Annotated in this window: 14 protein-coding genes and 2 tRNA genes; 11 read left to right on the forward strand and 5 right to left on the reverse strand. The window is 68.6% G+C overall.

Annotated features, from left to right (window positions below; genetic code table 11):
* Positions 1 to 10: 10 nt before the first annotated feature.
* Positions 11 to 1705: a helicase HerA-like domain-containing protein gene (locus tag ABZ552_RS27660; protein WP_281875061.1), complete on the reverse strand. Its 1695-nt coding sequence runs from the start codon at positions 1703 to 1705 to the stop codon at positions 11 to 13.
* A 186-nt stretch (positions 1706 to 1891) separates the two neighbouring features.
* Here ABZ552_RS27660 and orn point away from each other — a divergent pair, with 186 nt between their 5' ends.
* The 3 genes from orn (at position 1892) to ABZ552_RS27675 (ending at position 3121) form a co-directional block, all read left to right on the forward strand.
* Positions 1892 to 2545, forward strand: coding sequence for an oligoribonuclease (gene orn / locus ABZ552_RS27665; protein ID WP_357440749.1), 654 nt, complete (start codon positions 1892 to 1894; stop codon positions 2543 to 2545).
* A 54-nt stretch (positions 2546 to 2599) separates the two neighbouring features.
* Positions 2600 to 2675, forward strand: a tRNA-His gene (locus tag ABZ552_RS27670).
* Positions 2676 to 2869: 194 nt separating this feature from the next.
* The gene (locus ABZ552_RS27675; protein ID WP_281875063.1) at positions 2870 to 3121 is read left to right on the forward strand and encodes a hypothetical protein; all 252 of its coding nucleotides are present in this window, start codon (positions 2870 to 2872) and stop codon (positions 3119 to 3121) included.
* A gap of 66 nt (positions 3122 to 3187) precedes the next feature.
* On the opposite strand, the gene ABZ552_RS27680 is transcribed toward ABZ552_RS27675, so the two are convergent.
* Entirely contained in the window at positions 3188 to 4423 is a 1236-nt protein-coding gene (locus ABZ552_RS27680) for an Ig-like domain-containing protein (RefSeq protein ID WP_281875064.1), read from the reverse strand.
* 274 nt (positions 4424 to 4697) lie between these two features.
* Between ABZ552_RS27680 and ABZ552_RS27685 the strand changes: the two genes are divergently transcribed.
* The 4 genes from ABZ552_RS27685 to ABZ552_RS27700 all read left to right on the forward strand — a co-directional run bounded on the left by ABZ552_RS27685 (position 4698) and on the right by ABZ552_RS27700 (position 7231).
* A tRNA-Lys gene (locus ABZ552_RS27685) sits at positions 4698 to 4770 on the forward strand.
* A gap of 703 nt (positions 4771 to 5473) precedes the next feature.
* A complete protein-coding gene (locus tag ABZ552_RS27690; RefSeq protein WP_357440753.1) occupies positions 5474 to 6112 on the forward strand; it encodes a transglycosylase SLT domain-containing protein in 639 nt (212 codons plus the stop codon).
* 178 nt (positions 6113 to 6290) lie between these two features.
* On the forward strand, positions 6291 to 6605 hold the full coding sequence (locus ABZ552_RS27695; protein ID WP_281875066.1) for a hypothetical protein: 315 nt from the start codon (positions 6291 to 6293) through the stop codon (positions 6603 to 6605).
* Between the two features lie 92 nt (positions 6606 to 6697).
* A complete protein-coding gene (locus ABZ552_RS27700) occupies positions 6698 to 7231 on the forward strand; it encodes a DUF1992 domain-containing protein (RefSeq protein ID WP_357440756.1) in 534 nt (177 codons plus the stop codon).
* 19 nt (positions 7232 to 7250) lie between these two features.
* Here the strand turns inward: ABZ552_RS27700 and ABZ552_RS27705 are convergent, their stop codons facing one another.
* Positions 7251 to 7715, reverse strand: coding sequence for a MarR family winged helix-turn-helix transcriptional regulator (locus tag ABZ552_RS27705; protein WP_195084787.1), 465 nt, complete (start codon positions 7713 to 7715; stop codon positions 7251 to 7253).
* A 58-nt stretch (positions 7716 to 7773) separates the two neighbouring features.
* Between ABZ552_RS27705 and ABZ552_RS27710 the strand changes: the two genes are divergently transcribed.
* The gene (locus ABZ552_RS27710) at positions 7774 to 8751 is read left to right on the forward strand and encodes a pirin family protein (RefSeq protein ID WP_281875068.1); all 978 of its coding nucleotides are present in this window, start codon (positions 7774 to 7776) and stop codon (positions 8749 to 8751) included.
* A gap of 135 nt (positions 8752 to 8886) precedes the next feature.
* Positions 8887 to 9183, forward strand: a complete 297-nt coding sequence (locus ABZ552_RS27715; RefSeq protein WP_195077436.1) for an excalibur calcium-binding domain-containing protein — start codon at positions 8887 to 8889, stop codon at positions 9181 to 9183.
* Between the two features lie 63 nt (positions 9184 to 9246).
* Here the strand turns inward: ABZ552_RS27715 and ABZ552_RS27720 are convergent, their stop codons facing one another.
* Positions 9247 to 9468 (reverse strand): DUF3618 domain-containing protein, encoded by a 222-nt coding sequence (locus tag ABZ552_RS27720; RefSeq protein ID WP_040865367.1) that lies wholly within the window; start codon positions 9466 to 9468, stop codon positions 9247 to 9249.
* 165 nt (positions 9469 to 9633) lie between these two features.
* Here ABZ552_RS27720 and bcp point away from each other — a divergent pair, with 165 nt between their 5' ends.
* Complete coding sequence (gene bcp / locus ABZ552_RS27725; RefSeq protein ID WP_281875070.1) at positions 9634 to 10107, forward strand: thioredoxin-dependent thiol peroxidase; 474 nt, start codon at positions 9634 to 9636, stop codon at positions 10105 to 10107.
* Between the two features lie 62 nt (positions 10108 to 10169).
* Here bcp and ABZ552_RS27730 read toward each other — a convergent pair whose 3' ends face one another.
* Positions 10170 to 11390 (reverse strand): hypothetical protein, encoded by a 1221-nt coding sequence (locus tag ABZ552_RS27730; protein WP_281875071.1) that lies wholly within the window; start codon positions 11388 to 11390, stop codon positions 10170 to 10172.
* Between the two features lie 297 nt (positions 11391 to 11687).
* Between ABZ552_RS27730 and ABZ552_RS27735 the strand changes: the two genes are divergently transcribed.
* On the forward strand, positions 11688 to 12308 hold the full coding sequence (locus ABZ552_RS27735; RefSeq protein WP_223522150.1) for a TetR/AcrR family transcriptional regulator: 621 nt from the start codon (positions 11688 to 11690) through the stop codon (positions 12306 to 12308).
* The last annotated feature ends 26 nt before the right edge of the window (positions 12309 to 12334 follow it).

Consider the following 12334-nt stretch of genomic DNA (forward strand, 5'->3'; position numbering starts at 1 on the left):
ACCGCCGCACTCAGCGGCGCCTGGTGCCGAACAGGCTGCGGGTGATCTGACGGCCGGCCGCCTCGGCGGCCGAACGCAGGAAGCCGCGCACCGCGGGGTTGTTCATGATCCGCTCGGCCGCGGAATCCTCTTCCGCACGGGTCGCGGCGCGGCCGGGCACGGATGCGGCCTCCGGCTCCGGCGATGCCCCGGCCACCTTGGCGGCGAGCAGTTCGTAGGCCGACTCCCGATCGATGGTCCGGGCGTACTTCGAGGCCAGCGAGCTGGACAGGGCCCGCGATCGGATCGCGTCCGCGCCGATGGCGTCCATCAGCGACCGGGGCGGCCGCAGCCTGGTCCAGGCCACCGGCGTCGGTGCGCCCTGCTCGGAGAGCACGGTCACGATGGCCTCGCCGGTGCCGAGCGAGGTCAGCGCCTGCTCCAAGTCGTAGACGCCGGTCCGGGGATAGGTGCGGACGGTCTTGGACAACGCCTTCTGATCGTCCGGGGTGAACGCGCGCAGCGCGTGCTGGATACGCGCGCCGAGCTGGGAGAGCACCGGATTCGGGATGTCGGTGGGCAGTTGGGTGCAGAAGAACACACCCACCCCTTTGGACCGGATCAGTTTGACGGTTTGCTCCACCTGATCCAGGAACGCCTTCGAAGCGTCGGCGAACAACAAGTGGGCTTCGTCGAAAAGGAAGACCAACACGGGCTTGTCCTCGTCGCCGACCTCGGGCAGCGTCTGGAACAAGTCGGCGAGCACCCACATCAGGAAGGTCGAGAACAGCACCGGCCGCGCCGCCCGAGCGCCCAGCTCGAAGAGCGTGATCACCCCCTTCCCGTCCACGACGCGCACCAAGTCGGCCGGGTCGAGTTCGGGCTCGCCGAAGAACGTGTCGCCGCCACCCGCCTCCAGATTCACCAGCGCGCGCAGAATCACCCCGGCGGTGGCCGCGGAGACGCCGCCGATGCCCTTCAGGTCCTCCTTGCCTTCGGGGCTGGTCAGATGAGTGATCACGGCGCGCAGGTCCTTCAGGTCCAGCAGCGCGAGCCCGTTGCGGTCGGCCCAGTGGAAGATCAAGCCGAGGGTCGACTCCTGCGTCTCGTTCAGCTCGAGCACCTTGCTCAGCAGCACCGGGCCGAAGGAGCTGATCGTCGCGCGGACCGGAAGTCCCGTCCCGGTGGTACCCAGCGAGACGAACTCGGTCGGGAAACCGGTCGGCGCCCAGTCCGCGGCGCCGGTCTCCGCGCATCGCGCCGCGAGTCTCTCGTCCGACCGCCCCGGTTCGGCCAGCCCCGACAGGTCGCCTTTGATGTCGGCCAGCACCACCGGAACCCCGGCGCTCGACAGCTGCTCCGCGATGCCCTGGAGGGTTTTCGTCTTCCCCGTGCCGGTTGCTCCGGCCACCAGACCGTGCCGGTTCATCATCCGCAGGGGAATGCGCACGCGCGCATCCGGATCCACCGTCCCATCGACCACGACGGCGCCCAGTTCCAGCGCAGCGCCCTCGAAGGCGTACCCCGCGGCGATCGCCTGCGCGGCGGACGCCTCTTCTCCGTCGATGGACGGTTCGTCTCGTGCTGCCGAACCGGCTCCGGTAGCGGTCCGCTCGGCCAGCTCGCGTTCCGCGGCCTCCGCGGCCGCGGCCGCCTCCGCCGCGATGCGCGCCGCTTCGTCGGCCGCCTTGCGCGCCGCGGCCGCCTTCTCCTGAGGAGTGGTCATCGCGCGTCCTCCGTCCTGGCTCCGCCGGAACTGCGTTACCCGATGTTTGCTGCTGCACCTAAAACACCGGGTGCCGATCTGGGAGAACTGTATCCCCGCCGGTCGGCTTCGGGGCGAGATCAGCTGCCACACGGTTGCCGCGCCGTACCGCAGGCGCCGGTCCCACGCCCGGCTAATGTTGCACGGGTGTCCGACAAATACATGGTGTGGATGGATTGCGAGATGACCGGCTTGCGCTTGGACAGCGACAAGCTGATCGAGGTGGCCGCACTCGTGACCGACAGCGATCTCAACATCCTCGGCGAGGGCGTGGACATCGTCATCCACGCCGACGACGACGCGCTGGCCGCGATGCCCGCGGTGGTCGCCGAGATGCACGCGCGCTCCGGGCTGACCGACGAGGTCCGCCGCTCCACCGTCACCCTCGAAGAGGCCGAGCAGCGCGTGCTCGACTACATCCGCGAGTACATCCCCACCCCGCGCACCGTGCCGCTGGCCGGTAACTCGATCGCCACCGACCGCGGTTTCATCGCCAGGGACATGCCCCTGCTCGATGCCCACCTGCACTACCGGATGGTCGACGTGAGCTCGATCAAGGAACTGTGCCGCCGCTGGTACCCGCGCATCTACTTCGGCCAGCCGGAGAAGGGCCTGAGCCATCGCGCGCTGGCCGACATCCAGGAGTCCATCCGGGAACTGGAGTACTACCGGCGAACCGTGTTCGTCGCGCCGCCCGGTCCGTCCACCACCGAAATCGCCGCAGTCGCCGCCGAGGTCTCCGAGAGCGCCACACAACGGACCGAATCGGCGCAGGTCAACGGCTCGCCAGACGCCGATTAGGGAGTGGGCGGGTTGACACGCTAATATCTAGCCCGCCGGTTCTTACCGGCGATGGTGAGCGTAGTTCAGTTGGTAGAGCACCAGGTTGTGATCCTGGCTGTCGCGGGTTCGAGTCCCGTCGCTCACCCCACCAGCCCGGGTGGCTCCGAGAGATCGGAGTCACCCGGGCTTTTTCGTTGCGCCACAATCCCTTCGCCGCTCCCGCGTCGGCACAATGTGAAACGAATACCCTCCAGAATCTGCCCCGCCTCCGTAGACTGCGGTGCACAGGGGACGGCGTCGCTGGGGCGCTCTCCCGGTTCGACCAGAAAGACACACCTCGTGATGCGTTCTGCGGTGATCGCGGCCTTCGTCGGCGCCACCCTCCTCACCGGATCCAGCGGAACCGCCGTCGCGGGCATCGGGCTACCCCCGCTGCCCGAGTCCGGTTCGGCGTCGAGCGGCTCGGCCGGCGGCCTGGCCACCACGGGCTCCGCCGGCAGCGGTTCGGCGGGCAGCAAGCTGCTGTGCGCCGCCACGGGCAGCGCGATCGCGATCCTGGGCGACGCTCAGTTGGGCTGCGACATGCTGCCCTGACGCCCCCGAAACGCCGAACGGGCCACCGGATTCGCTCCGGTGGCCCGTTGGTTGTTCCGCTGTGGCTCAGCGATTGTCGTCCGCGTTGCCCGCCTTCCAGACCGGCCACGGGATGTTCCAGTCACCCAAGCCGTCCACGCCGGACAGGGTGCCACCCACGGTGTTCTTCACGATCGTGATGTCACCGCGTTTGGCGTTCTGGAAGACCCACTGCGCATTCGCCGGGCTCAGGTTCAGGCAGCCGTGACTGGTGTTGCTGTAGCCCTGCGCACCGACCGACCACGGCGCCGAGTGGAAGAAGATACCGCTGTAGGACAGTCGCGTCGCGAAGTCCACCGGCGTCTTGTACCCGTCCGGCGAGTTGACCGCCACGCCGTAGGTCGAGGAATCCATGATGATCTTCTCGTGCCGGTCGGCGACGATGTAGATGCCGTTGTCGGTGGGCGTGCTGTCCTTGCCCATCGAGGTCGGCATGGTGCGGATCACCTGACCGTTCTGCTCGACCGTCACCTGCTTGGTGTTGTCGTCGGCGGTGAAGATCACGGCGTCGCCGATGGTGAAGAACGAGTGGATGTTGTCCTGCCCGAACAGACCGTTGCCGAGATCACGCCCATAGACGTTCACGTCGATGGTGACCTTCGTCCCCGGCGCCCAGAAATGCTCCGGCCGCCATCGCACCTCGCGATTGTTCACCCAGTAGAACGCGCCCTCCACCGGCGGCTCCGTGGTGATCTTGATCGCCGACTGCGCGGCCTTCCGATCGGGGATGTTCTCGTCGAACTGGACGGCCACCGGCTGGCCGATACCGACCACCTCGCCTTCGCCCGGGACCAGGTAGGGCTTGGTCTGATTACCGGGAGAACTGGTGGTGAAGCTCAGCGTCGCCGAGTTCGCGCCGCCGAGCCCGATCGCGTCGGCCTTCAATCGGTAGGTCTTGCCGTAGCCGAGCACCTCGGTGGTCTCCCACGACCGCCCGTCGGCGGCGAGCTTGCCCTCCACCGCCTTGCCCTGCGGGCTGACCAAGGTCACGTTGGTGAATTTGCCATCCTCCACCTTGAACGCCAGCGGGACGCCCGGCGAGACGCCGACCTCCCCGTCCTTCACCGGCGACAGCAGCTTGGGCTTGATCAGTTCCGTGATGGGGTTGCGGTCGATGGCCACCTGCGCCGCATCCTTGGCGTCGGACGCCGAACATCCCGTCGATGCCAGTGCGGCGACCGCGACGACGATCACCGGTCCCGCGATAGTGCGCAACCAACGTGCGGCCGGCTTGCGCTTGTGCCGACCTGGACCAACACTCATTTCAACCCCGTTTCAAAGTCTCCCGACCGCCACGCCGCTCACCCCGCCGTGTACGCGGGCGGTCGGAACCACAATCGGACATTCTGCCAGTGCGTCACGTTCGCGCCAATGTGAACACCTTGTCCGTCACTGCAGCGTTACCACCTGTAGATCACCCTGGCGATCCCCCGCGTTACCGGCGCGGGAGCGCATCGCATCACCGCCGGTCAGGGCACGATTTCACTTCTGCGGCCCTGGCCTGTTAAGGTTTGTCCCGCACCGGAACACGGAGCACGCGCCATTAGCTCAATTGGCAGAGCAGCTGACTCTTAATCAGCGGGTTCGGGGTTCGAGTCCCTGATGGCGCACAACACGAGAACCGTGCCCTTGCCGTATTCGTCGGCAAGGGCACGGTTTTTTCATCCCCGCGCGCCCAGCCGCCGTGACATGACCGTGACCTGGGCTTTTTCCCAGAAGCCCCAGTGGTCTCAATTCGGACAGCGGTACGCCCCCGAGGCGGCCGAAATCCAGCTATTCGGCCGAAAAGTTCTGTGATGTACAGCACAAGAGGTTTAGCAGCAAACTCCCAGCTTGGATAACGATTCGGCTACCGCGTCCTGGGCTTTCCAAGATCGACAGCATCTGCCATTCAAGATTCGTTCACCCTCTGTTAACCAAGCGTGACCATTCTGCAATCAGGTCACAAAGCGACCTGAAGTTTGGTCAGCCCGAGGAGTTATAGACACCGATTCGGTAACGATCACACGGCAGGCAGTTGCCCGCCAGTGATCAGCGGAGCGGAATCCGGCAACGGACCCGCGAACCTACTTCCGCCCGTCTCTTCGCATCGAGGTGCGAAGTCCCGCGCGACACCGCGGCCGAGCCCCAGCGAGGGCGATCCGGCGCCGCACGAACCGCGTCGCGTTCCGGGGACGTGAACGTCCCCCACAACAAAACCACACAACAGCACATGGCCGTTTTCGGCGCGCGTCCACGAGCGTACGCCGCAGGATCCGTGCTGCCCAACCGCGGCCGGATCGAGTAAGTCCCCGATCAAGGAACCGATTCGCAATGCCTGACAGACGCCTTTCCACCCTTCGCCGCCCCTCGTTCCGCGAAACCGTCACCGTCGCGGTCGCCGCCGCCGGTGTCGTTGCCGTGGCCGCCTGCTCCGCGGCGTCCGTTGCCGATGACAGCGTCCCGTCTCGCATCGCCATGGTGGCCGAGCAGCAGCCGGAGGCCACGCCCGCTCCGGTCGCCGAGCAGGCCGCCGCACCGGTCGCGGAGGCGATCCCGGCGCCGATGCCCGCTCCGGCTCCGGCTCCGGCTCCCGCTCCCGCCCCCGAGCCGGTCCCGGCCCCGATGCCCGCCCCGGCCCCGCCGGTCTACGCGAACAACCTGGACGGCTGGATCCGCCAGGCGCTGGACATCATGCAGGCCAACGGCATCCCCGGCACCTACGAGGGCATCCACCGCAACATCATGCGTGAGTCGACCGGCAACCCCCAGGCCATCAACCTGTGGGACTCCAACGCCGCCATGGGCATCCCGTCCAAGGGCCTGCTGCAGGTGATCGACCCCACCTTCGCCGCCTACCACGTCGCGGGCACGCCCTTCGACATCTGGGATCCGGTGGCCAACATCGTCGCCGCCTGCAACTACGCGGCGCACCGCTACGGCTCGATGGACAACGTCAACAGCGCGTACTGAGCCACAACCGCCACGCAGCCTCCCCATCCACGGATGGGGAGGCTGCCGGCGTTTTCCGGCCCTTCCGGCCCGGCGGCCGGGCGCAGCTCCGTGCTCCTCGGCCAGGCGCAGGCCGTCGACGGACGACGTCCGGCCGCGTCCGTTATGGTCGAGGCACCTGCGACCCCGTGGACATCCCGTGACCGACTACGCACACAACGACGCGGCGGCCAAGAGCCGCGCCGAGAAAGCGCGACGGCTGGCGAGCTATCTCTGGCACCGCGGCATCACCGGTCCCGAGGTGCTCGCGATGCCCGCGCCCGTCCGGCGCAAACTGGCCAGGGCCGCCGCGACGAATCCGCCGAGCACCGACGAGACCTGGACAACGGTGGCGCGGCTGCTGGCGGAGAAGGACGACTGGGCCGCCCGCCATCCGGGGCATCCCGCTGCCCGGCGCGAGCACACCGACGAGAAGCTGCTCTGGGTGAAGCCGCCGATCCGGCCGTGGTCCTGATTGTTTCTAAAATAGTTGCGACACAATACTTTCCACGTCTACTACAAACTTCCGTAGAGTGGTGCCATGCACCCGCCGCCCCGGCCGTCACGATGACCGAGCGCAAGCCGCCGAAGCAGACCTTCGAATCGTGGGTCGACAAGCAGATCCGCGAGGCGGCCGAGCGCGGCGAATTCGACAACCTCCCTGGCACCGGCAAACCGATCCCCGGGGCGGGCACGGCTTACGACGAGGACTGGTGGCTGCGCGGATATCTGCGCCGCGAAGGCGTCGGCAGCGAGGCGCTGCTGCCACCGTCGCTGCTGCTGCGACGGGATATCGAGCACCTGCCCGACGAGGTGCGCGACGCGACCAGCGAACGCCAGGTGCGGGCGGCCGTGAGCGAGCTCAACAAACGTATCGTGGACTGGCTGCGGATGCCGGAAGGACCGTTCGTGCCGATCGCTCCGGTGAACGCGGACGAGATCGTCGAGCAGTGGCGGAACGCGCGCGGGGCCGCGCGGCCGAGGCGCGAGCAGTCGAGCAGCCGGAGCGCAGCGCCTTCCCCAGCGCAGGCCGACGAGGTGACAGTTCGTCCCCGCCGCCGGTGGTGGCGGCGGCGAAGAAACGGCACCGACGCCGGGTAGCTCGGCGCCATCCCGCCGCTCACGCGCCGAGTTCGGTCACTTGCTCCACCTCGGCGATCACCTTGTCCGCCAGCGCGCGCAGCACCTGAGCCTCGTCCGCCGTCATCGGCTCCACGAAGACGCGACGGACCAGATCGACATGATTCGGGGCGGCTCGCTCCAGCGCCACCCGCCCTTCCGGCGTGAGCTGAACGATGATGCCGCGCGCATCCTCCTCGGCGGGCCGCCGCTCGACCAGGCCGCGCGCATCCATCCTGGCCAGATGCTTGGACAACCGGCTCTTCTCCCAGCACACCTCCGCGGCCAGTTCCTTGGCGCGCAGACAGCCGTTCGGGGCGGCGGACAACGCCACCATCAACTCGTAGTCCGCCAGGGACAGGCCGTCCTCGGCCAGCCCGGCGGAAATCGCCCCGTCCAAACGCTGGCGCAGCCGCACATAGGCCTGCCAAGTCGCCTGCTCGTCGTCACTCAACCACCGGACCATGGGAATGAAGTGTAGTCGCGGTTGGTTGACATGGACACCAACTCCTCAGGAGGTTCCGATGCCCGCCGTGACCGTTCCCGACATCATGGTTCTGCCCCGCCTGCCCCGCCCCGACGCGACCCTGCGCGAGCGGCCGGTCCGAAGCGTGGTCACCGCGCACACCCAACGTGAGGGCGCGGGATTCGAGGTGCGCAGGCCGTTCCCCAGCATGGATCTGCGCACGGCCGATCCCTTCATCCTGCTCGACCAGATGGGCCCGGTCGCCTACGAACCGCACGAGGCGAAAGGCGCGCCCTGGCATCCACACCGGGGCTTCGAGACGGTCACCTACATGCTCGACGGCACCATGGTGCACCACGACTCGCACGGCGGCGGCGGCGTCATCGGCGAAGGCGACACCCAGTGGATGACCGCGGGCTCCGGCATCCTGCACGACGAGGTGCCGCCGGAGGCGATGGTCGCCTCGGGCGGGTGGTTCCACGGCATCCAGCTGTGGGTGAACCTGCCGCGCGCGCTCAAGTTCGCCACGCCGCGCTATCAAGATCTGCGCGCACGCGAACTGACCCTGGTGAGTTCGCACGACGGCGGCGCGCTGGTGCGGCTCATCGCCGGGGAGGTCGGCGGATTCACCGGTCCCGGATCGACCTACACCCCGATCGCCTACGCCCACGCGTCGATCACGCCCGGTGGGATCCTCGAAACACCGTGGCCGCAAGAGTTTACGGCGATGGCGTACGTGCTGTCCGGCAGCGGTGGCGTCGGCGCGGAACGCAGGCCGCTGCGCGAAGGACAGCTGGCGGTCTTCGGACGCGGCGACGCGATCAGCGTGACAGCCGATGCGCGCCAAGACAATCGGACCGGAGCGCTGGAAGTGTTGCTGCTCGGCGGACAGCCGATCCGGGAACCGGTGGTGCAGTACGGGCCGTTCGTGATGAACACTCGCGCCGAGATCATCGAAGCGATGGAGGACTACCAGGCCGGACGCATGGGAAACATCCCCGCGGAGCACATCCGCGGCGCCGGGACCACCGCCTGAGCGACGACGATGGGCGCGATCCCCTAATGCCCTAGTTCCATCCCCCCGAGGTTGACAAGAGAGCGGCCCGTCACAACAGTGGATGCGGCGTCCGGTCGGACGCCCATCCACCGCAGCAACCACACAGAGGAATACATGAACGTTCGCCGGCTCTCCGTCAGCGCGGCCGTCGCGGGATTGACCTTTCTCGCGGCTCCCGCCGCCCTAGCCGCCCCTCCGTCCGGATCCGCCGGAACCGGCTCCTCGGCCGTCGACACCGGCTCCGCCGCGACCGGCTCGGCCGGTCTGTCGCAGACCGGTTCGGCCGGTGGCGCCTTCGCCAACTGCGACGACGCCCGTGCCGCCGGCCGTGCGCCGCTGTTCCGCGGCGAACCCGGCTTCGGGCCGCATCTGGATCCCGACGGCGACGGCTTCGCCTGCCCGACGGTCTGAACCGACCGCGAAACGACGACACCCGGTGGGCGATGCCACACCGGGTGTCGTCGTATTTCCAGCTCAGCGGAAGATCTTGAGCAGCACCAGCCCGACCACCAGTGCGGCGGCGCCGATCAGGCTGTACTTCACCTTCGGCTCGTTCAGCTTCCCGACCACGATCTGCTTGGTGTCGTCCGCGATGCGATGCGGGTCCGCGCGTACCGCGAGTTCGTCGAGCGTGCTCGCCAGCCGAGTGCGGGCGGCCTCGATCTCCTGCTCGATCCGCTCGGTATCCCTTGCCACGTTCCACCCTCCTGTTGTCGATTGCCGCACCCGGTGCACGATCACGCCGCATGTCCGGCCGTCCGTGCGGCACCCGGGGCTCGCGGACGAGTCTATCCGCCGCCACGCCGCGCCAACCGGCCGCGCGAGGATCTCCGGTCACCGCCTTCGGATACCGTGCTGGAGGTGACCACCAACCAACGACTCTCCCCGGGCGACACCGCCCCCGGCTTCACGCTCCCCGACGCCGACGGCAAGAACGTCTCGCTGTCGGACTACCGCGGTCGCAAGGTGATCGTGTACTTCTACCCCGCCGCGAGCACGCCCGGCTGCACCAAGCAAGCCTGCGACTTCCGCGACAATCTGGCCGACCTGGACGGCGCGGGCATCGACGTGGTGGGCATCTCGCCGGACAAGCCCGCCAAGCTGGCCAAGTTCCGCGACGCGGAACAGCTCACCTTCCCGCTGCTGTCGGATCCCGACCGCACCGTGCTCACCGCCTGGGGCGCGTACGGCGAGAAGACCATGTACGGCAAGACGGTCGTCGGCGTCATCCGCTCGACCTTCCTGGTGGACGAAGCGGGCAAGATCGCCGTCGCGCAGTACAACGTCCGCGCCACCGGGCACGTCGCCAAGTTGCGTCGCGACCTGTCGGTGTAGCGCGGACGACGAAAAGCCCGGCGCCGCAGGGACACCGGGCCGAGGTCGTCCTGCGGCTCGGTTCAGGCCTGCCAGACCTGCTGGGCGGCCCATTGCGCCATCAGACGGAGATGCTCGTCCCACCAGTCGGCGGCTTCCGGGGTGAACGCGGCGGGCGGCGGCGCCTCACCGGGGAACAGCAGCGCGCCGTCGGGCGCGCCCACCTTGCGATCGGACGGGAGCCCGGTACCCGGTACCAGCGGCTCAGTGCCCTCCGCCTCCGCCGCCGGCCCGTCCGTGGCGTCGGCCGCGACCAACGGCAGCGGAAGACTCCGCGGGGCAGCACCCCAGCCGTGCTGGGGCAGCTGCGCCCCAGCCGTGGAGGCGGAGCCGACCGACCCGTCCGCCTCGGTGTCCGCGAGCGGCACCGGCTCGGTCGCGTGGCCCGCACCGGTGCCCTCGATCCGGGCGTCCGCCGCGACGACGGTCGGCAACGGCTGTGCGGAATCGTTCAGCAGGTAGCTCCCGCCGACGACCATTCCGCTGGCCAGCACACCGGCCGCGGCGAACACCGCCACCCCGCCGCGCCCCCGCTGCGGCTCGCTCACCGGTCCGGCGTAACCGTCCTGCTCCAGCCGCGCGCTCAACGCCGCACCGGCGGCCGACGCGAAAGCCCCCACGGTGCAGGGGATCACCGGCACCCCGAACGTCTCGACCGCCGTCAGCACCGCCGACCCGGCGCCCGCCGAACCGATCAGCGCCACCGCGTCGGGTCGCGCGGCGGCCGCCTCCAGTTGCTCCCCCGTGGCCGCGACGCTCACACCGAGCGACCGCGGCGTCGCCCGGCCCGCCTGCCCCACCGCGGCGAGCACCCGGCGGCGGCCGCGATCGACCAGGGTGAACGCGTGGTACCCAGGCACCACCTCGCAGATCAGCAGGTTGTCGTAGGCGTCGAGCCAGGTCATCATGCTCGCCACGCTCAGGTGGGCCGATTTCACCGACACCATCGAGGCGCTGTGCCACGGACCGGCCGCCAGCCGGGTCACGATGGCGCGCCGCTCCGCGGGGTCCCGGTAGGCGACCGCCACGCCGCCGACCTCCCGCTCCGCGCCGAGCCCGGCGGTCAGCGCGCTGAGCGCCGTCTCCACCGCCGCGGCCACCTCCGCCTTGCCGTCCCCGTCCGTTCGCACCACCCGGCGCAGCAGCACCCGGTCGGCCAGCTTCTTGCCGTCGGCCAGCGCCACCGCGTGCACGGCACCGCGTTCGGTCGAAACGCCGAGAGTCACCACAGATTCAGCCACCACTGATCACGCCTTCCCTCTGTGCATTGACCGAGCTCACGGGCTTGCCGAAAGCCATGAGCCCCATGGATTCCCCTGCTCGGAACACACGTCGCGATGCACGCGCGCTCGGTAAGTGTTCGGCACCACATCGGTTACGGATGGGTAGCGGAAATCGAGTCGCCGGGACGCGAACGGCGGATGCGCGTATCGCACGCTTGTCCCTACCGTTAGCCTGGATGCGTGGAAGTACGCGCGGAGGCCAGGTCGAAGCACCGTCTGGACCCTGCGTTGGAGCTGCAGGACGACCCACAGGAGCTCATGCCGCGACGCCGGCCGACGCAGGAACGCAGCAAACGAAAGTTCGACGCCTTACTCCAGGCGTCCAGGGAACTGCTCGTCGAGGTCGGGTTCGAGTCCTTCACCTGTGAAGAGGTGGCGGCCAGGGCGGAGGTGCCGATCGGCACGCTGTATCAGTTCTTCGCCAACAAGTACGTCATCGTCTGTGAGCTGAACCGCCAAGACCTGGTTGCCGTTTCCCAGGAGCTGGCCGACTTCCACGGCGAGATCCCGTCCTTGGACTGGCTGCGGCACATGAACCAGTTCGTCGACCACCTGGCCAACCTCTGGATGACCGACCCGTCCCGGCGGGAAGTGTGGCTCGCCATGCAGTCCACGCCGTCCACCCGGGCCACGGGCGCTATCCACGAGAAGCAGTTCGCCGAGGTCGTGTCGCAGATGCTGCGACCGCTCACCCCGCGCACCCCGCGGGCGCGGCGCACGATGATGGCCGAAGTGCTGGTGCACGTGGTCTATTCGATGCTCAACTTCTCGGTGCAGGACGAGCAGAGCAGCGCGGAAGCGGTCGCCGAACTGAAGCGGCTGATGGTCGCCTACCTGCTCGTCGCGGAGAAGGAATCGCGCACCGGCAGCGAACGATGACGGTGGTCCCGGCGGGAACCGGGACC

It is taken from the genome of Nocardia sp. NPDC019219 (genome assembly GCF_040632645.1).
GTDB lineage: Bacteria > Actinomycetota > Actinomycetes > Mycobacteriales > Mycobacteriaceae > Nocardia > Nocardia sputorum.